19 protein-coding genes are annotated in these 19,456 nt (G+C 57.1%); 7 read left to right on the forward strand and 12 right to left on the reverse strand.

The window, feature by feature from the left end; genetic code table 11:
- Positions 1 to 22: 22 nt before the first annotated feature.
- The 6 genes from ASD54_RS14145 to ASD54_RS14170 form a co-directional block, all read right to left on the reverse strand.
- Positions 23 to 532 carry a flavin reductase gene (locus tag ASD54_RS14145; protein ID WP_062555235.1) on the reverse strand — a complete coding sequence of 170 codons (510 nt, stop codon included), beginning with the start codon at positions 530 to 532 and terminating at the stop codon, positions 23 to 25.
- A gap of 93 nt (positions 533 to 625) precedes the next feature.
- On the reverse strand, positions 626 to 1,399 hold the full coding sequence (gene rutD / locus ASD54_RS14150) for a pyrimidine utilization protein D (RefSeq protein WP_062555236.1): 774 nt from the start codon (positions 1,397 to 1,399) through the stop codon (positions 626 to 628).
- A 68-nt stretch (positions 1,400 to 1,467) separates the two neighbouring features.
- The gene (gene rutC / locus ASD54_RS14155) at positions 1,468 to 1,857 is read right to left on the reverse strand and encodes a pyrimidine utilization protein C (RefSeq protein WP_062555237.1); all 390 of its coding nucleotides are present in this window, start codon (positions 1,855 to 1,857) and stop codon (positions 1,468 to 1,470) included.
- A gap of 24 nt (positions 1,858 to 1,881) precedes the next feature.
- The gene (rutB, locus tag ASD54_RS14160; RefSeq protein WP_062555238.1) at positions 1,882 to 2,628 is read right to left on the reverse strand and encodes a pyrimidine utilization protein B; all 747 of its coding nucleotides are present in this window, start codon (positions 2,626 to 2,628) and stop codon (positions 1,882 to 1,884) included.
- On the reverse strand, positions 2,625 to 3,716 hold the full coding sequence (rutA, locus tag ASD54_RS14165; RefSeq protein ID WP_062555239.1) for a pyrimidine utilization protein A: 1,092 nt from the start codon (positions 3,714 to 3,716) through the stop codon (positions 2,625 to 2,627). Before rutA ends, rutB begins: the two co-directional genes overlap by 4 nt.
- Before the next feature lie 245 nt (positions 3,717 to 3,961).
- Entirely contained in the window at positions 3,962 to 4,684 is a 723-nt protein-coding gene (locus ASD54_RS14170) for a Crp/Fnr family transcriptional regulator (RefSeq protein ID WP_062555479.1), read from the reverse strand.
- Between the two features lie 105 nt (positions 4,685 to 4,789).
- Between ASD54_RS14170 and hemN the strand changes: the two genes are divergently transcribed.
- Positions 4,790 to 6,139 carry an oxygen-independent coproporphyrinogen III oxidase gene (gene hemN, locus ASD54_RS14175; RefSeq protein ID WP_062555480.1) on the forward strand — a complete coding sequence of 450 codons (1,350 nt, stop codon included), beginning with the start codon at positions 4,790 to 4,792 and terminating at the stop codon, positions 6,137 to 6,139.
- Here the strand turns inward: hemN and cysQ are convergent.
- Positions 6,125 to 6,952 (reverse strand): 3'(2'),5'-bisphosphate nucleotidase CysQ, encoded by an 828-nt coding sequence (gene cysQ, locus ASD54_RS14180; RefSeq protein WP_062555240.1) that lies wholly within the window; start codon positions 6,950 to 6,952, stop codon positions 6,125 to 6,127. The genes hemN and cysQ overlap by 15 nt on opposite strands.
- A 154-nt stretch (positions 6,953 to 7,106) precedes the next feature.
- Here cysQ and ASD54_RS14185 point away from each other — a divergent pair, with 154 nt between their 5' ends.
- The gene (locus tag ASD54_RS14185) at positions 7,107 to 8,147 is read left to right on the forward strand and encodes a proline racemase family protein (RefSeq protein WP_062555241.1); all 1,041 of its coding nucleotides are present in this window, start codon (positions 7,107 to 7,109) and stop codon (positions 8,145 to 8,147) included.
- 3 nt (positions 8,148 to 8,150) lie between these two features.
- On the opposite strand, the gene ASD54_RS14190 is transcribed toward ASD54_RS14185, so the two are convergent.
- Positions 8,151 to 9,080: a tetratricopeptide repeat protein gene (locus ASD54_RS14190; RefSeq protein WP_062555242.1), complete on the reverse strand. Its 930-nt coding sequence runs from the start codon at positions 9,078 to 9,080 to the stop codon at positions 8,151 to 8,153.
- Between the two features lie 214 nt (positions 9,081 to 9,294).
- On the opposite strand from ASD54_RS14190, the gene pyrC reads away from it, so the two are divergent.
- The 4 genes from pyrC to ASD54_RS14210 all read left to right on the forward strand — a co-directional run bounded on the left by pyrC (position 9,295) and on the right by ASD54_RS14210 (position 13,468).
- Positions 9,295 to 10,344, forward strand: coding sequence for a dihydroorotase (pyrC, locus tag ASD54_RS14195; protein WP_062555243.1), 1,050 nt, complete (start codon positions 9,295 to 9,297; stop codon positions 10,342 to 10,344).
- A gap of 94 nt (positions 10,345 to 10,438) precedes the next feature.
- Positions 10,439 to 11,614, forward strand: coding sequence for a GGDEF domain-containing protein (locus tag ASD54_RS14200; RefSeq protein WP_062555481.1), 1,176 nt, complete (start codon positions 10,439 to 10,441; stop codon positions 11,612 to 11,614).
- A gap of 116 nt (positions 11,615 to 11,730) precedes the next feature.
- Positions 11,731 to 12,435 carry an orotate phosphoribosyltransferase gene (locus ASD54_RS14205; RefSeq protein ID WP_062555244.1) on the forward strand — a complete coding sequence of 235 codons (705 nt, stop codon included), beginning with the start codon at positions 11,731 to 11,733 and terminating at the stop codon, positions 12,433 to 12,435.
- Between the two features lie 106 nt (positions 12,436 to 12,541).
- Positions 12,542 to 13,468 (forward strand): carbohydrate kinase, encoded by a 927-nt coding sequence (locus ASD54_RS14210; protein ID WP_062555245.1) that lies wholly within the window; start codon positions 12,542 to 12,544, stop codon positions 13,466 to 13,468.
- Between the two features lie 76 nt (positions 13,469 to 13,544).
- Here ASD54_RS14210 and pgi read toward each other — a convergent pair whose 3' ends face one another.
- The 3 genes from pgi to ASD54_RS14225 all read right to left on the reverse strand — a co-directional run bounded on the left by pgi (position 13,545) and on the right by ASD54_RS14225 (position 18,303).
- The gene (gene pgi, locus ASD54_RS14215) at positions 13,545 to 15,161 is read right to left on the reverse strand and encodes a glucose-6-phosphate isomerase (RefSeq protein ID WP_062555246.1); all 1,617 of its coding nucleotides are present in this window, start codon (positions 15,159 to 15,161) and stop codon (positions 13,545 to 13,547) included.
- An 84-nt stretch (positions 15,162 to 15,245) separates the two neighbouring features.
- Entirely contained in the window at positions 15,246 to 16,394 is a 1,149-nt protein-coding gene (locus ASD54_RS14220; protein ID WP_244484765.1) for an alpha/beta hydrolase, read from the reverse strand.
- 214 nt (positions 16,395 to 16,608) lie between these two features.
- Positions 16,609 to 18,303: a long-chain fatty acid--CoA ligase gene (locus ASD54_RS14225; protein ID WP_062555482.1), complete on the reverse strand. Its 1,695-nt coding sequence runs from the start codon at positions 18,301 to 18,303 to the stop codon at positions 16,609 to 16,611.
- Positions 18,304 to 18,533: 230 nt separating this feature from the next.
- On the opposite strand from ASD54_RS14225, the gene ASD54_RS14230 reads away from it, so the two are divergent.
- Positions 18,534 to 18,926, forward strand: a complete 393-nt coding sequence (locus ASD54_RS14230) for a PRC-barrel domain-containing protein (protein ID WP_062555248.1) — start codon at positions 18,534 to 18,536, stop codon at positions 18,924 to 18,926.
- Between the two features lie 9 nt (positions 18,927 to 18,935).
- Here ASD54_RS14230 and ASD54_RS14235 read toward each other — a convergent pair whose 3' ends face one another.
- Positions 18,936 to 19,427: a cyclic nucleotide-binding domain-containing protein gene (locus tag ASD54_RS14235; RefSeq protein WP_062555249.1), complete on the reverse strand. Its 492-nt coding sequence runs from the start codon at positions 19,425 to 19,427 to the stop codon at positions 18,936 to 18,938.
- Positions 19,428 to 19,456 lie beyond the last annotated feature (29 nt).

Genomic DNA, 19,456 nt, shown 5'->3' on the forward strand with positions numbered 1-19,456 from the left:
CTGCCGTTCATGCCGTGATTGATCACACTGTTCTGTATTCGCGGTCGAAATAGATCAGGCCTTGGCCCTCGCTCCGGATATCGATCGTCTCGACAGAGCAGAAAAGGACGTCATGAGTTCCGCCATCGGCGACGGAGGAGATCGTGCAGTCGAAACTCGCAAGGGCTCCCTCCAGACGCAGGCAGCCGGTCTCCGTCCGGGACCAGGTCGCTGCCGCGAACCGTTCGTCTACCGGTGTCTTGCCGCCAAAAAGGCGGCTGAGGCTTTCATGTTCGCTGGCCAGAATGTTGACGCAGATTGCGCGATTGGCCGCAACCGCCGGATAAGCGGAAGAGCCCTTGTTGAGGCAGACGAGAAGCATCGGAGGAGAATCCGACACAGAACATACGGCGGTTGCCGCAAAGCCCGCCCGGCCACCATCCCCATCCGTGGTCACGATGGTGACCGCAGCAGCCAGACGCGCCATGGCATCTCGGAAAATCTGGCGCATGTCAGTCTCGGTGGCGGAGAGAAGTTGAGGCGAAGCGGGCATTTTAGATGTCTCCAGAGGGGCAATCGTCTTGGACGTTACGGAGGAAGCAGCGTTAAGGTTCAACGGCGTGGCTCTCAAACTGTCATAGCTTGTTTAAGATGAAAGAAATTCCTCAACCTCGGCGTTGAAGCGATCCGGCAGGGTAATGTTCATGGCGTGACCTCCCTGGTCCCAGACAGACAGGGTTGAATGGGTCAGTCCCTGGTCAAGCCGCACGGACCGGGTGAACGGTACCAGCAGGTCGTCTTTCGTCGCCATGAGCAAGGTCTTGCAGGAGATGCGATCAAGCGCTGCATCCACATCGAAGGCTCGAAGTGCAGCGATACGCCGCGTCACGTTTTCTTTGCCCTGAAAGTGCAGCATGCCATGCTCATCATCCCGGGCAAGCCGTTCGGCGTTTTCGCTCATCCACCATGAAGGGTATAGAAACAGAGGCTGTGCCTTCACGAAGGCAGGCACACCGGACTTCTCCAGCAATTCCAGGCGGATATCGAAGCAGCGGCCGGAATGCGGGTCGGCCTTGCTCCAGGCGTTGATCAGAATGAGTTTGTCGATAAGGCCAGGCTTGCGAAGAGCGATGTCGAGGCCAATCAACCCACCCAGCGCATGACCCATGAAATGAAAGCTCTTGAGGCCGACAACCTCGACGATTTCCAGCACATCGTCGGCCATGGCCGCAATGCCGCCTGTCACTGGAACTTCGCCGCCTGTTTGTCCGCACCCACGATGATCATAGGTAATGACACGGAAATGCTTCGAGAGCGCCGGGATCTGTGGTGCCCAATAGGCACCTGAGCCGCCGAGTCCGGATGAAAGAAGAATGGTTGGCGCATCTGGTTCGGACAGGCCGTGGATCTCGTAATGCATGGTCTGCTCTTGGCTGAAGTGGGCAGGGAGCCTCCCCGACGCCAAGGCGCGAGGGGGAGGCCATCGGTTTATTTCGTTCCGATATGTGCGACGGTGGCAATTTCCACCAGAGCGTCCGGCTTCACCAGCCCGCACTGCACGCAGTAACGAGCCGGCTTGTCGCCGGGAAAATATTCGGCATAGACCTTGTTGATGGCCTGATAGTTCGACCAATCGGTGAGGAAGATGTGGTTCATGGTGACATCTTCCATCGTGCCGCCCGCCGTCTCGATAACCGACTTGATGGTCTCCAGCACATGGCGGGTCTGCGCCGCCGCGTCGCCCACGTGCACGACGTCGTTGTTCTTGTCGAAGGGAAGTGTGCCCGAAACGTAAACCACGCCATCGGCGAGCGTGCCGGGGGAGTAGGGCGCGATCGGCTTCTGCGTGCCTTCGGGAACGATGATGGTCTTCGGCATGATCTCTCTCCTGATATGAAAATGTTATTCGGCCGCTTCGGCGGGTGCTGCCTGACCGATCGCGCCGCAGAAATCATTGACGGTGGAAACCCAGCCGAAGAATTTCTCGACATTGTAGACCGTCGCCTGCTGGATGAAGTCCGGTCCCAGATGATGGGTCGCGTCTTCCAGCATCACGCCGAAATATTCGAGATGAAAGGCGTCGCGCAGCGAGCTTTCCACGCAGACATTGGTGGCAATGCCAACAAAGACGAGATTGCGTATGCCGCGTGCGCGCAGCACGCTGTCCATGTTGGTGTTGAAGAAACCGGAATAGCGGGTCTTCGGCACCAGGATATCGCCCGGTTGCGGCTGAAGCTCGTCCACGATGGCGTAATCCCAACCACCCTTGGACAACAGCTGGCCATGCAATTCCGGGCGTTTGCGCATGGTCTTCAGCGCGTTGGATTTGTGCCAGTTGGGTGAGCCGGGGCCGCCAGCCTCCACGTAGTCCTTGTCCCAGCCGTTCTGGAAATACACAACCAGAACGCCTGCCGCGCGTGCCGCATCCAGCGTTTTCTTGATGTTGGAAATCGTCCCCTTGGCGCCTGAGATATCGAAGCCCGCGAGATCCACATAACCGCCTTCGGTGGAATAGGCGTTTTGCATGTCCACCACTACGACGGCAGTTTCAGACGGCTTCAGTGAAATCGGTTCGGGTCGAGCCGGAAGCGTCACGCTCTTTGCCAGTTCCGGGCGAGGCTGATAGCCTGCAACAACGGTCTCGCTCATTCTGCGGCCTCCAGCATGGGCTGGATGTGGGCGCGGCTCTTCATCAGCGGCTGTACGAACCGGCCGAACTTTTCGATGCCCTCCAGGAAGTCGTCGAAGGTCAGCATCACGCCGCCGGTGCCGGGCACTTCGCTCATCTCATCCAGCATGGCTGCCACTTCCGCATAGGAGCCGATCAAGGTGCCCATGTTAATGTTGACGGCGGAAACCGGATTGGACATGTGGCGCACGTTGGTATCGGAGCCGGATTTGGTGTCGGCGGCACTCTGCAGGCCAAGCCACTTTATGGCTTCTTCATCCGCACCTGCCTTGTAGTGTTCCCACTTGGCGAAGGCGGCTTCTGTCGTTTCTTCCGCGATCACCATGGTCAGTACGAAGGAGCGTACTTCACGACCGGTCTTTTCCGTGGCGGCCAGAAGCCGCTCATTGGTCGGCGCAAAGGCCTTGGGCGTGTTGACGCCCACGCCGAAGCAGAAGCTGTAGTCGGCAAACTGTGCCGAGAACGCCATGCCTGAATTCGAAGAACCGGCGCAGATGAGCTTCACATCGCCCTGCGGCACCGGCTTCATGCGGCAATCATCCATCTGGAAATACTTGCCCTTCAGGTCGGACTGGCCGGTGGTAAGCAGGTCCTTCAGAACGGTCGTGTATTCGCTCAGATACTCGTACCGGTCTGAGAAATAGTCATCTCCCGGCCACAGGCCCATCTGGCTGTATTCGGGTCGCTGCCAACCGGTCACAAGATTGACGCCAAAGCGTCCGCCCGAAATCGAATCGATGGTTGTGGCCATGCGTGCGACGATGGCCGGTGGCATGATGAGCGTAGCGGCAGTGCCGAAGAGCTTGATCCTGGAGGTAACGGCGGCAAGACCCGCCATGAGCGTAAAGCTTTCCAGATTATAGTCCCAGAACTCCGTCTTTCCTCCAAAGCCACGCAGCTTGATCATTGAGAGCGCAAAGTCGAAGCCGTACTTCTCCGCCCGGAGCGTTATCTCCTTGTTCAGCTCGAAGCTCGGCTTGTACTGCGGCGCATTTTCCGAAAGCAGCCAACCATTGTTGCCGATTGGAATGAAGACACCGATTTCCATGAAATTGCTCCTTTCAGTCGTTTTCGGTCCAGAGACCTGCTGAGACAGAGGTAGCAAACGGCGTGCCAAGCTGATTAATGCAACAAAATCAGAGGTTTGATTTTTGGAGACTGGGAAAATTTATCAAATGGTCAAAAAATGCCTATCCGTTAGACAGGCAGCCGTCCTCCCGAGCAGCTGATGAGCAGTGCGCTGCTTATATTTTGATCTAGATCAATTGGTAGGCAAAGTGTCGGCGCCGTATTTTATCCGGCGCGGATGCGCAGTTTGGTAAAATTAAGAACCTCGATATGCCGGTTTGCGGTAATCGAGATGACCTTTTCGCCCTTGAGCTTTGAAAGCTGGCGGGAGACAGTTTCGATTGTAAGGCCGAGATAATCTGCGATATCCAGCCGGGAGACGGGGAGGTCAAACACGCGTCTCTCGCCTTCTGCGTCCGGATCCAGATGCGTGGCAATCAGCAGAAGCAGGCTGGCTACCTTTTCAGCAGCGGTCTTGCGGCCAAGTGTAACCATCCAGTCTCGTGCCTCATCCAGTTCCCGCAGGGACTGATCCATCAGTCTTTTGCGCAGTTCCGGGTTTCCGTCGATCAGCCTTTCCAGAATGCGACGCGGTACTCGGCAGACATCCACATCCGATGCGGCTTCGGCAGTCATCGGGCTTTCGCTGGCATAGAGCCTGCCGACAAGATCCGGGGCAAACTGTAGTCCCACGATCTGCTGCCGGCCATCCTCAAGCGTCTTCGAGAGCTTCACCACGCCCCGCATGATGTTGTCATAGGCATCGATATCGGTACTTTCACCGACGAGTTCCTCACCGGCGGGCTGGCTGACTTGCCTCGTATGCTTCGAGAGCAATGTCAGTTCCATGCCGTTCAAGGCGCCACACATGCCCTTGTGGCGAACCTCGCAGCTCTTGCAGAGTTCGGGGGTGTCTGAGTTGTGAATGTCGAGGCGTGAAATATCCATGGCGCGCCTGTTATAGCGGCTTCTTGACGAGGCTTCCATTCCACTTGATCTTGATCAAGGAATGGTGGCTGCGAGCTTCTAATGTCGCTGCAAAAGGAACATCCCATGCAGCCAGAACTCATCCGCCGTTACGCCATCGCGGTTCCCCGTTACACCAGCTATCCGACTGCGCCCCATTTCCATGCGGGCGTGAACGGCGAGACCTATGCTGATTGGCTTGCACGCGAAGACGGGGAAACAGGCCTTTCGCTCTACCTGCATATCCCGTTTTGTGATCGGCTCTGTTGGTATTGCGGCTGCCATACCAAGCAGACCAAGCGCTACGAGCCGGTGGCCGGATATATGGATGCTCTGCTGGCAGAGATCGAACTGGTCGCTTGCCATCTGCCAAAGCGCCGTAAGGTTGGCAGCATTCATTTCGGCGGCGGCTCGCCGACGATCCTCTCGATCCCGGATCTCATGCGGATCAGGGGAGCGTTGGACCGGAATTTCGACGTAGAGGAGGGGGCCGAGATCAGCGTCGAGATCGATCCGGGTTTCGTAGATCGCGAGAAGCTGGAGGGCTGGCGAGCCTTTGGTGTGACGCGCGCGAGTGTTGGAGTGCAGGACTTCGATCCGAAGGTTCAGGCCGCCATCAACCGTCCTCAGTCTTTCGAGCAGACGCATAGGATTGTTTCGCTTCTGAGAGAGTTGGAGATCGGAGGCATCAATCTCGATGTCGTCTACGGCCTGCCGCATCAGACACGCTCCAGTCTGGAGAAAACGCTCGCGATGGCACTGTCCATGCAGCCGGAACGGTTTGCGATCTTTGGCTATGCCCATGTGCCGTGGATGAAGAAGCACCAGACCTTGATCGACGAGAAAGCGCTGGCGGGGGTCGAGGAGCGTTTCGCCATGCAGCAACTTATCAGCGACATGGTAACGGCTGAAGGGTATGTTGCTGTCGGAATCGATCATTTCGCCAAGCCAGGTGACAGTCTCGCTGTCGCGCTCGACGCAGGCGAAGTAAAGCGCAATTTTCAGGGTTACACCACAGATAGCGCTCCGAGCCTGATTGGTCTGGGTGCCTCAGCCATCGGCAAGGTGCAGGCGGGTTACGCACAGAACATCGTGGCGACTGGCGAATACATGCGCGCCGTGAATGAAGGCAGGCTTCCCATTGGAAAAGGCATCGAACTGACGGTGACTGATCGTGTCGTCGGAAGCGCCATCGAGCAGTTGATGTGCACTTACGGCTTCTCCATGCGCGGTCTTCGCCGTGAATATGGGGCGGCTGCCGATATTCTGTTGGCCGATGCCGCCCGTCTTCAACAGCAGGATCAGGATGGGTTCATCAGCTTTGATGGAGACCGGTTCGAGGTGAAAGAGGCGGGCCGGGTGTTCGTTCGCACGATTGCGGCCGGCTTTGATCAGTATTTCGGCCGAAACGCCGCGCGCCACTCAGTTGCTGTTTGAAGGGGTGCTGTATAACGAGGGCTGGCCCCAGGCGAAAAAGCCCGGATTGGCAAAATCGGCATCGCCACTCTGGCCCGTCTTTCCGTATTTCAGGGGGGTGCCGTCGGCGGTCAGGGTCATGCCGCCGGCGGCACGTAAAACTGCATCCCCTGCCGCAGTGTCCCACTCCATGGTTCGATTGTATCGCGCGTAAAGATCTGCCGCGCCTTCCGCCAGAACACCGAATTTCAGGGATGAGCCGACAATACGGCAATCTTTCACGCCAAGCGAATCCAGATAGGGACCAATAAAGGCGTCGCGATGTGAGCGACTGGTCAGTGCAACCGGCGGCGTCTGCCGAGGCCGGACGCGGATTTGCGTCCGCTCGACAACCTCATCGTTCTCGCCAATCGCAAGCTTCCAGGCGGCTGATGCTCCACCGAGATAGGCTGTTGCCAGAACTGGAGCGTAAACGATACCCGCCACCGGCACCCCATGTTCAATCAGGGCAATGTTGACGGTAAATTCTCCATTGCGGCTGATGAATTCCCGCGTCCCATCCAGCGGATCGATCAGCAGGAACCGCCCGCCACTGATGTCCGGCTGAATGCCTTGCGACATCTGCTCTTCCGCGATCACAGGAATATCGACAAGAGCAGGCGCAAGAACCGCCAGGATTTCCGCTTCCGCGGCTATATCCGCCTCCGTGACAGGCGAGGAATCCGCTTTCGTGTCCACGCTGCAACCGCATTCATAAATGTCGAGGATGATCCGTCCGGCTCGCAAAGCGGCGGTCTCGAACAGGGCGAGAAGTTGCGTTTCGAAATCAGTCATCCGTCTGGAATGCGGCACCTTGGTACGGAATGCAATGCCGAAATTGTTGCGTGGGATGGGATCAGAAAATTGCAGAAAGGTATCAGTCTGCGATTTCGCTCGCTTCGACTTCGGATTAATGTCGTCCCGTCAGATATATCAGGAGTGAGCGTCTATGCGCTGGAAACGAACAATGCAGCTTCTCGACGTTCATGCCGAGGGGGAAATCGGCAAGGTCGCGATCGGGGGTGTGCCGAAGATTCCGGGCGCGACAATCGCCGACAAGCTGGCATGGTTGAATTCCGATCCCAAGGGGCAAGAGCTCAGGCGGTTCCTGTGTCTCGAGCCGCGGGGAAATCCGATCGGCTCCGTCAACCTGCTGTTGCCGCCCATCCATCCGGACGCCGATGCGGCATTCATCATCCTCCAGCCGGACCAGGCGCATGCCAGTTCCGGGTCAAATTCCATATGCGTCACGACAGCGCTGCTAGAGGCTGGCATCGTGGAGATGCATGAGCCGGAAACCATTGTCGTTCTGGAAACGGCGGCTGGCCTCGTTCGGGCAAAGGCCACCTGCCATGATGGACGATGTGAGCGCGTGGAACTCACCATGGTGCCTTCCTTCGTTCACGAACTCGATGTCAGTCTCGATACGAAGTGGGGACGAATTTCGCTCGACATCTCCTATGGCGGCGTTTTCTACGCGCTTGTCGATGTGCAACAGCTTGGGCTGACTATTGAGAAGAAAAACGCAGCCGCCCTCGTGTCTGCGGGCATGGAGCTCAAGGCTCTCGTGAACGCTGCCTTCCCAGTGGCGCATCCGGAAATTCCGGCCGTTTCCGGTATTGCCTATGTTATGTTCCGCGACAACGATCCTGATGGAGTTATTCGTACCTGCACGACGATGTGGCCAGGCAGGGCGGACCGCTCGCCGTGCGGTACGGGCAATTCCGCCAATCTTGCAACGCTCCATGCGCGCGGAAAGATCAAGGTAGGGGATGCGCTGACCTCGCGTTCCATCATCAATTCGGAATTCCGTGTTGGGTTGATGGCCGAGACGACGGTGGCCGGAAGACAGGCAATCATCCCGACGATCAGCGGGCGAGGCTTTACATTCGGTCAGCAGACTGTGGCCCTCGACCCATTCGATCCACTGGCTCGCGGATTTGCGATGACAGATGTCTGGGGTCCGTCGGCTGGCGATATTCCGGATTGATAACTAAATGTCGACCAGCGAGGACGGTACGGTCACATCGCCGGGGCCGAGCACCAGCATGTCAAAGCCGGTGCCAGTTGAGGCAACGTCCGGGGATGGCTGTGAAGCCACTCCGGCCGCCTGCATGTCTGCAAGCTTCTGTGCTCCGAACTTATCGCCAAGCGATGCGGCCTGAGCGTAAAGTTCGGCGGCCTTCTGCGGATTGGCAGCAATGCCTTCGCCAGATTCAAACATGATGCCAAGGTTGATCATGGCATCCTTGTTGCCTCGCTTTGCAGCGAGGTCGTACCAGGCGATGGCCATCTGGTTACCTTCCGGCACCATCTGTCCTTCGTCGTAGATGGCGCCAAGATTAAACGCTGCAGTGTCGTCACCGTTTGCAGCGGCAAATTCGAACCAGTGGATTGCCTTTGCGGCATCCGCTTCCGTTCCGAGACCATCGCGATAGGCGACACCGAGATTGTAGGCTGCAAGCACATTGCCTGCTTCGGCGGCCTGCGAGTACATGCGGAATTCAGAGGCCTGATCACCGATTCGGCCCAGAAGCATGCCAAGATTGACCTTCGCGGCAGAATAGTCGGCCTTTACAGCGGATTCGTAGGCCGCCATCGCCGCATCTGCCTGCTCAGTCTTGTTAAGAGCACGACCAAGCTGGAATGCAAAACGGGGATTGCCGGTCTCTTTGAAGGCTACCGAGCAGGCATTGACTGCATTGGTGTCAATCTGCTCAATGCTAACAGGCTGATACGCCTGGTTCCGGCTGCGATCGTAAGGGCTGCCCGCCATCTGGTCGCATTGTTCCTGCATGGCGAGCGAAACAGCGCCCGAAGCCTGCTGCTCCGCATTCAGGTTCGCTGTCAGTCCGCCCAAAGCGATGGCACTGCTTGCAAAAGCGAGGCTTAATTTTTTGATACTGGAAGAACGCATTGTCATTCTTCTCTCCGGCCGTTGATCTTGTCTCTTGACTTGGTTGATTAACGAACGCTGTACTTGCGTAACGGTTCCTTAAGATCGATCTGGATCACGTGTTGCTGATCGCCCTTGATCCATCATGTCGCAGGCGTACCAAAAAGCGCAAAGAGGCAGTTGTCGGATTTTGCTGGTCGGTGCTATTGCGATGGCAACTCAGAACAGCGGAACAGCACCCATGAAAACCATCAGCATTCGTCGCCCGGATGATTGGCACCTTCACCTGCGCGATGGCGCCGTGCTTGCAGGCGTAATCGGTGATACATCGCGGCATTTCGCCCGTGCCATCATCATGCCGAACCTGGTGCCGCCGGTGGTGACGACGACAGACGCAAAGGCCTATCAGGAGCGCATTCTTGCTGCTGTTCCGGCAGGCCACCGCTTTGATCCGCTGATGACGCTTTATCTGACGGAGCATACTGATGCGAACGACGTCGAAGAGGGCAAGAAAAGCGGTCTCATCACGGCCGTAAAGCTTTATCCTGCCGGGGCAACGACGAATTCACATGGCGGCGTGCACAACATCGACAAGGTCATGCCGGTGCTTGAACGCATGGCAAAGGTCGGGCTGAACCTGTGCGTTCATGGAGAAGTCACAACGCCGGAAGTCGATATTTTCGATCGCGAAGCGGTCTTCATCGAAGAGAAGCTCGATGTCATCCGTCGGCGTATTCCGGAGTTGAAGGTCACGATGGAGCATGTGACGAGCAAGGTCGGTGTGGATTACATTATCGCAAGCGACCGAAACCTTGCCGGATCCATCACCACGCATCACCTCATTATCAACCGAAACACGATCCTGGTTGGCGGCATTCGTCCCCATTACTATTGCCTGCCCATTGCCAAGCGCGAAACGGACCGGCAGGCCCTGCGGAAGGCCGCAACATCCGGCGACCCCCGTTTCTTCCTAGGCACTGATTCTGCACCCCATGTGGATGGCATGAAAGAATGTGCCTGTGGCTGCGCCGGTATCTACACGTCCATCAACACCATGAGCTGCCTGGCCCATGTATTCGAGGATGAGGGCGCTCTGGATAAGCTCGAAGCTTTCACCTCACTGCACGGACCGGCATGGTACGGCCTTGCACCCAATGAAGAGATCATGGTGCTGGAAAAGCGCGACGAGCCGCAGACCTATCCTGCAAAGATAGAGACTGATGCGGGTCCGATTACGGTGTTCGATCCGCAATTCCCACTGCATTGGGCTGTCCGTGATGCAACCGCATAAGGTTGCAAATAATCTAAAATAGTAACTTTTCCGATAGAATTGCGCCCTAACCTGCGCAGCGAAGAAACGTATGATGACGTTGTTCGGAGCGGGCATGATGCTGGATTATCAAACACTTCTGATCTCGTTGGGGGTTTCGACCGTGTGTCTGCTCCTGACGTTTCTCGGAACGTGGATGGCGCGTCGGCAGGATGGTTTCCTGCTGACCTGCGTTACTGGTCTTGCATTTCTGGTGCCTGGCATTTTTTCCTATAGTTACTACACCGAGGTGCCGCTTCAACCCGTCGCGATCCTGTGTTGTTCGTTGATGTTGATGGGGTTTGCCACTATTTACGGCGCTTCCCGACAGTTTCGACTTGGGTGTTCACCGGTGCGCGATGCAGTGCGTTGTTCCGTTCTTGCAGGCGCCGTAACAGTCACGCCCATTCTCTTTGGGCTGGACGGGCTTGGTTTTGTCGGCCTGAATGTGGCTGCTGCGATCATTCTGTTTGCCACGGCCTACGAGTATTGGCTTGCGCGCGCGGAAGCGCCGGGGCCGCTTTTGGGCATGACATTCCTCTATGCTGCCACAGCGATTTCCTTCGTGCTTTGTGCGTCGGCAATCGCGTTCCAGGGTCAATGGGTTTTGGGTCAAGCGCCAGACAATTGGGCGGAGAATCTGAATATCGGCGTCTGCATTGCGGGCATGACCGGGATCGGCGCGATGTCGCTGATGGTGCATCAGGCGCGACTGACGGAATTTCATCGTAAGGAGTCCCTGACCGATGCGTTGACCGGTCTTCCGAACCGACGTGCTCTTTTCGAAGCCTATGAGAAGAAGAGCTTCACGCATGAAATGGCGGTCGTCGTTTTTGACATCGACCGCTTCAAAGGCATCAACGATCAATTCGGGCATGCGGCGGGTGACGCGATTATCCGCCTTATGGCGGATGAATTGCGGGACTGTGTTGGCTTGACCATGGTCTCGCGCCTGGGCGGCGAGGAGTTTGCTGCGGTCATTCGCACAGCCGCACCGGGCTATGCCGAATGGTTGGCAGAACGTGTCAGGCGCCATTTTGCCGATCGGGAGATTCGGGTCCTGAACGATACGATACGGGCAACAGTCAGCGCGGGCATCGCTTACGGACGCAGCGAGGGCAGTGACTTCGATACGATATTGAGGCTTGCCGATCTGGCACTCTATCAGGCCAAACGGAGTGGGCGTAACCGTATCGAACTGGCGAAACCGGATCTGATGGCGCAAGTGGCAGACAACCGTTCGCTGGCGTGACGAGGTCCGTGGAAAACTCGTATTGCCCGAGCTTTCAACATCTGAGTCCGGATGTCCCGCTGGTTTCCACGCCCTGTTGCTGCTATGGCGCATAAAACCGGGCAAGGAGATCGCAGATGATACAGATTACCTATCCAGACCGCGCCGTTATGGCTGAATTGATGGCGCGGATGCTCTGGGAAATTGGTGCCGTTCACTTCCGTCCGGAACAGCCCTACAAACTGGCTTCCGGCATGGCGAGCCCGGTCTATATCGATTGCCGAAAGCTGCTGTCCTTCCCGCGCATTCGCTCCACGATCATGGATTTTGCTGCCTCTGTCGTCACCCGCGGAGCCGGCTTCGAGCAGTTCGACTGTGTCGCCGGTGGCGAGACAGCTGGCATTCCGTTTGCGGCACTGCTGGCCGAACGTCTGGCCCTGCCGATGATCTACGTGCGCAAACAGCCCAAAGGACACGGGCGCAATGCGCAGATCGAGGGAAATATGCCGGAAGGCGCACGGGTTCTGGTGATTGAGGACCTGACCACCGTCGGCGGCAGCATGTTCCAGTTTATCGATGCCATTCGTGCTGCGGGTGGCGTTGTCGATCACGCGATCGCATTGTTCTACTACGGCTTCTTCCCGGAGGCCGAAGCGCGGTTTGCAGCAGGCAAGGTTCAGTTGCACCATATTGCCACCTGGCGCGAGGTTCTTGCCGTCGCAAAGCAGCAGCAGCTTTTCAGTGAAGCAACGCTTGGAGAGGTTGAAAGCTTCCTTGACCAACCGCTCGCCTGGTCTGCGCGCAATGGCGGCGTGGCTGAGCTTGGCTTGCCCAAGAAATAACGAATAAAAGCTCAAATCCAGGGCAATTGTCTAATTGTTCTGGATTTTACCGATAGATTGATTTAATCGATTGAATGGGTCCTGCCGACCCGATGGGAGGGTTACGATGATCTTGTGCTGTGGTGAGGCGCTTATCGACATGCTGCCGCGGGAAACGACGCGAGGAGAAAACGGCTTCGCACCATATGCCGGCGGTGCGATTTTCAATACGGCCATCGCGCTTGGTCGTCTCGGCCAGCCAGCCGCCTTTTTCACCGGGCTTTCCGACGACATGATGGGGGACATCCTGCGAGATACCCTGAAGCAGAGCCATGTGGACTATCGCCTTTGTGCAACCTCTTCGCGCCCCACCACGATTGCCTTCGTGAAGCTGGTCAACGGGCATGCAACTTATGCCTTCTACGATGAAGGTACCGCAGGCCGGATGCTATCGCGCGATGATCTGCCTGAGTTGAGCGATGAGATTGAGGCCATGCATTTCGGTGCAATCAGCCTCATCCCGGAGCCTTGCGGAGAAACCTATGAGACCCTGATGGCGCGCGAATATCAGAAGCGCGTCATTTCATTTGATCCCAACATTCGGCCAGGCTTCATCAAGGACCGTGAAAAGCATCACGGTCGTGTGGCGCGCATGGCGGCCATGTCCGACATCATCAAATTCTCCGACGAGGATCTGGAATGGTTCGGCATGGAAGGCGATCACGATGAGCTTGCGAAGTACTGGCTCGACCAGGGTGCCAAGCTGATTGTCATCACGCGTGGTGCAGAAGGTGCAGTGGGTTACACGGCCTCCTTCAAGGTTGCTGTCCCGGCAGTGCGCGTTACCGTTGTCGATACCGTTGGTGCGGGCGATACCTTCGATGCGGGCATTCTTGCCTCGCTGAAGCGGCAGAATTTGCTGACCAAGAAGAAGGTTGCCAATCTTTCGGAACAGGCGGTTCGAGATGCGCTGGCGCTCGGCGCCAAGGCCGCGGCCGTAACCGTATCGCGCGCCGGCGCCAACCCGCCCTACGCGCACGAAATCGGTCTCTGATTTCAGCATTGGTCAAAACAAATAGGGGCGGTGACCAGTGGTCGCCGCCCCTTTTTGTTGGTTCTTACACGTGCTTTTAGCCGAGCAGCGCCTTCACGAGGCCCGCCGTGGACGCATCCTGTCCATCCGTGCCCTGTTTGCCCTGAACGACTGGCAGGAGGCCGGTTGCCAGTTCCTTGCCGAGTTCAACGCCCCACTGGTCGAAGGAGTTGATCCGGAAGAGAACGCCCTCGACGAAGACGCGATGTTCGTAGAGCGCGATCAGGCGACCGAGCGCGAACGGCGTCAGCTGATCATAGACGAAGGTGATCGAAGGCCGATTGCCGGTAAAGACGCGATGCGGCGCAATGTGATCGGCTTTCGCTTCGTCCATTCCGGATTTCATAAGCTGCGCCTTGGCTTCCCCAAGCGTGCGCCCTTTCATCAGTGCCGCTGATTGCGCCAGGCAATTGGCGATCAGGAGCTCGTGCTGGTGGCGCAGATTGGGCTCGAAACCCTTTGCCGCCACCATGAATTCTGCCGGGATCACGCTCGTTCCCTGATGGATGAGCTGATAGAATGCATGTTGCCCATTGGTGCCGGGTTCTCCCCAAACCACCGGACCGGACTGCCCTTCGACCGGTGTACCATCGATGGTGACACCCTTGCCGTTCGATTCCATATCCAGTTGCTGCAGATAGGCTGGAAAGCGGGAAAGCCGCTGATCATAGGGAAGAATGGCGCGGGACGGATAGTCCAGCACATTGCGATGGTAGAAGCCGATGAGACCCAGCAGAGCCGGAAGGTTCTCGCGCACAGGCGCCTCCCGGAAATGCTTGTCCATGGCATGGGCGCCATCCAGGAAGCGACCGAAATTCAGCGGACCAATGGCCAGCATCAACGGCAGGCCGATGGCGGACCAGATCGAATAGCGCCCGCCCACCCAATCCCAGAAACCGAATATGCGGTCGCTTTCGATACCGAAGGCTGCGACCTTTTCCAGTGCTGTCGAGACAGCGGCAAAATGGTACTTCACAGCCTCTTCGCCGAGTCTGTCTGCAATGAAGGCGCGCGCTGTCGCCGCATTGGTCATCGTTTCGATGGTCGTGAAGGTCTTCGATGCGACGATGAAGAGCGTCGTCTCGGCATCGAGCAGCTTCAGGGTGTCGGCAATATGCGCGCCATCCACGTTTGAAACGAAATGTGCGCGAGGCCCATCGTGGAACGGGGCAAGCGCAAGCGTCGCCATCACCGGTCCGAGATCCGAGCCGCCAATGCCGATGTTCACGACATCCGTGATCTTCTTGCCGGTCGCGCCCTTCAGGGTGCCCGAGCGGACGCCATCGGCGAACTTGCCCATGGCATCCAGAACCGCATTCACGTCCGGCATCACATCCTTGCCGTCCACAAGCACCGGCGTGTTGGAGCGATTGCGAAGCGCAGTATGGAGTACGGCGCGGTTCTCGGTGAAATTGATGGCCTTTCCGGCAAACATCTCTTCCCGCTTTTTGGCAACCGCGCCCTCTGTGAAAAGCTTTTCAAGCAGCGCCATGATCTCGTCATTCACCGCGCACTTTGAAAAATCCATCAGCAGATCATCAAAGCGGGCGCTGAAGGAACTGAAACGCCCTGCATCTGCCGCGAAAGAAGCACGCAGGTCCGTGGCATTCGTGCGGGTTACGGTCGCTTTCAGCGCATCGACAATCGCTTGCATGGTACTTCCTCATGCTCGTCTGGAGATGAGTGGGAACCTATTCGCTTTGCGGCGCAAATCAAGTCGCTTTCAATCGATTTAGTTCTATTGGCCGACAGCCGATTGAACGGTGCCGCCCAAAGATTCGCCCAGCCTTCCGACCTGATCCCCATAGCTTCTCCGGGTGTTCGGATCGAAAATGGCGATCGGGGTGCTGACGGCAACACTGGCTGCGTTTCCGACTGTTTGAGCCGTTCCGATGGCGATGGCGCCAAGCCCTTCGCCAAGGCCTACCTTCGAATCGGTCACCGTCTGGCCTGCGATCAGGCGGTTACCAAGCAGTTTGACCACTTCCGGGCTTTCGGCAAATTTCCCATGATTGAGCCTGTCGCCGACCTGCAGCGCCGTCAGATCAAGAACGGTGATACCGGCCTCCTCCAACCGGGAGCGATAGGGCTCCTGACGAGGATCGATCTGGCCGAGACGATCGACATTGCCGGAGATCCGCTTCGACAGCGCAAGGGCTCGGTCGTCCTGAGAGACGAATAGCGTAAACTTCGGTCGCTTTGGCCCGATTTCATCCATCTGCCTGCCAAATACATCCACATCGAGGTCAGGGGAGGCGAGGATCACGTTCTGGATTTTCGAATTGACGCGCCCGTCTCGAATGGCCATCTGCCGAAGCGCTTCCACGGTCAACCAGGAGCCCATCGAATGAGCCATAATGGTGACTTCTCCAACCTTGGGATCTTCCGATACCCGGCGCAACATGGATTCGAGCGCATCGCGCGAGAAGTTCGTGCTTTCCTTGTCGTAGTTATAGGCAAAAATGCTGCCGCGTGATGGCCAGGTGAACAGGATGGGCGCGACATCTGCGCGACTGTCATGCACAATCTGCGCAAAGCGATAGACCGCATCTTCGTATCGATTGTTGAAGCCGTGGACGAAGATCAGCACGCGACGGCTTTTCGGCAAGTGCTCCCGCACCCAGCCTCGTGCCTTGTCGGGCGTCAGTTCATTGACGGAAAGTGTTGCGAAATCCTTCGATGGATCGGCGGGCAGGCGTGTCGGCCATTGAACCTGACCTATGCTGCGCTTCGAATCCGGCGGAATGGAAATCTCGATTTCCGTCAATTGCGGTTCTCTTCCCCGTTCGCCGGAAAAAAGAACGCCGGGTGCTGGTGATGCCTTGCGGGTCGTTGCCACCAGGACATCCACTTTCGATGCGTTCGCGGAAGTTTCTTTCACCGGCACGAGAACGCCTTCCGGGCGGCCTGCGCAGGAACCCAGGAGAAGGCCGATGAACAGGGTGACGGCGAGCCGCTTCGAACTAGGAATTTGGACGATCACGATCCACACCATCAGAAATACGAAAGGCCGCCCGTCATGAGCGGCCTTTTAAGGGTTTAACCAAGGGTTTGATTTGCGTCCAGATGACATCTGGCGCAAGTGCCGCCCGTGCTGATCTTTACTTCGGACGAAGCTCACGCCGGAGGATCTTTCCAACCGGCGTCTTCGGCAATTCCGTCCGGAATTCAATGAACTTGGGACGCTTGTAATTGGTAAGGCCACTTGCGCAATGTGCCTTCAGGTCTGCTTCCGTTAGGCTCGGATCGCGCTTTACCACGAAGAGTTTCACCGCCTCGCCGGAGTTTTCGTCAGGCACACCAACGGCTGCGCATTCAAGAACGCCCGGATGGCTGGCCGCAACCTCTTCGACCTCATTCGGATAGACGTTGAAGCCGGACACCAGGATCATGTCCTTCTTGCGATCCACGATCTTTGTGTAGCCGCGTTCATCCATGTAACCCATGTCGCCGGTCCGGAAGAACCCGTCGGGCGTCATCACCTTTTCCGTCTCGTCCGGACGGTTCCAGTAGCCTGCCATGACCTGTGGTCCGCGAATGCAGATTTCGCCAACCTCACCAAAGACGAGGGGGTTACCATCCTCGTCACGGATGCTGACCTCGGTCGAAGAGACGGGCAAGCCGATGGTTCCGGTAAATTCGGGAATATCGATGCGGTTGACGGTCGCGACCGGGGAGGTTTCGGAAAGGCCATAGCCTTCCGTGATCGGGCAGCCCGTCATCTTGTGCCAACGTTCCGCAACAGGGCGTTGAACGGCCATGCCGCCGCCGAAGACCATCAATAGGGATGAATGGTCCAGCTTCTGGAATTCAGCATTGTTCAGCAGGGCGTTGAAGAGCGTGTTGAGACCCGGGAAGATGTGGATCTTGTGTTTCTGAATATCCTTCACCAGGCTCGGCAGGTCGCGCGGGTTGGCAATGAGAACATTGTGCGCACCGATTGCGACACCCATCAGGGAATTCACCGTCAGTGCAAAGATATGATAGAGCGGCAGGGCGCACAGGAAGGTCATCACGGCAGGTCTGTCACTGCGAACGAAAGCTGTTTCCAACCAGTAGGCCATCTGGTCCTTGTTCGACAAGAGATTGCGATGCGTGAGCATGGCACCCTTGGAGACGCCCGTTGTCCCCCCGGTATATTGCAGAAATGCAAGATCATCCAGGTTCGCGTCGGCGGGGGTCAGCGTGGCTTTCGCGCCGTCGCCAAGAACAGTCTTGAACGAAATGGCAGTCGGGATGCTCCACGCTGGAACCAGCTTCTTGACCTTGCGCACGACGAAGTTGACGATGTGCCCTTTCAGTCCCAGCATGTCGCCCATCTTTGTGACGACAACATGCTTGACCGAGGTCTTTGACAAAACCTGCTGAACCGTATGCGCAAAGTTCTCCAGCACGAAGATCGCCTTCGCTCCGGCATCGTTCAGCTGATGCTCCAGCTCGCGTGGCGTATAGAGCGGATTGACGTTGACGACCACGAACCCGGCACGAAGAATACCGAAGACGACGACCGGATTTTGCAGAATGTTCGGCATCATCACGGCAACGCGGTCGCCTTTTGCAAGGCCGCGTGCCTGTAGCCAGGCACCCACTTTCCGGCTTTCCTGCTCAAGCTCGCGAAACGTAAGCGCCTTGTCCATGCTGGAATAGGCCGTCCGATCGGCAAAGCGTGCGCAGCTTTCGTCGAACAACTGTCCGATCGAGCGATGGGCCAGCGGCGGCAGTTCGGCGGGCACTGTCGGCGGGTAAGAAGCAAGCCAGATCTTCTTGGCCGCCGGGTGCAGGGCTGTTTGAGACATTTCGTTCATTGGCGGCGTTCTCCTCCTCAAGCCGAGAGACGGGCGAGCCTCCACTCCCATCCTGCCTCTCCGATGCTGTTGTATACGGATCTTACACCCGATTTATTCCAACGCTAAATAACTTTGACGTAAGCGTCAATTATTCAACGAGGGTCTTGAACGGATTTTTGCGGAACCTGTCTCTTCGTGAAGGGTTAGATCATCAGAACTTCAGCAAGAGGAGGTGCAAAATGTTGCATCAGGAAACGACCCGCGGCCAGGATCCATATGCGAAGGATACACGTGCTCTCATCGCCAGCGACAAAGTGGAAGGCACGAGCGTTTACGGGGCTGACGGCAAGAAGATCGGTTCCATTCAGCGCATCATGCTGGAAAAGCGCGGCGGACGCGTTGCCTATGCCGTACTCAGCTTTGGCGGTTTCCTTGGCATCGGCGATGACTATTACCCGCTGCCTTGGGAAAAGCTTCGCTATGACGAACAGCTTGACGGATACCGCATCGATCTGACGAAGGACCAGATTACGGGTGCGCCCAAATATAGCGATCTGGATGATGATACCTGGTATCGTGAAAAAGATCGGACGATCTACGATTACTACGGCGTACCGCCATACTGGATGTGACCATCCCGATCAGGACCCGAAAGGGTCCTGATTTGTATCAGGTTGTCGCGCGCTGTTCCGGGCGCGCGCAGCAGTCAATTCGGAGGTCGTGTGGTTCAGGCGGTCTGCAAGCACGCGCATGATCTCAACCGCCATATCCGGAAAATCATTCATCAGCCCTAGAAAATTTTCCTTGCTGATCTTCAGGACCTCAAGGCGCGAGGTTGCCCGGACGGTCGCTGTGCGCGAAACATCGCACAGGATCGCGATCTCGCCCACGATCGAGTTTTGCTCGACATCAGCAACTTTTACTTCATCGCCATTCGAATTAACCAGAACGTCCGCCGTGCCCGAAAGCACCACATAGGCGGCATCGCCGGGATCGCCCTGACGAAACAGGTTTTGTCCCTCCCGACAATTGAGGCGTTCGGAAGCAAAAGCCAGGAGCTTAAGTTTCGCCGGAGCGATCTTCGAAAACAGCGGCACACGCCGCAGCATTTCGACTTCATCTTTCAGCAGCATCCGCACACCTACCCCTGTTCCTCCAGCAA

Origin of the sequence: Rhizobium sp. Root149 (genome assembly GCF_001427345.1) — a bacterium.
In the GTDB taxonomy this organism is placed as follows: domain Bacteria; phylum Pseudomonadota; class Alphaproteobacteria; order Rhizobiales; family Rhizobiaceae; genus Neorhizobium; species Neorhizobium rhizoryzae.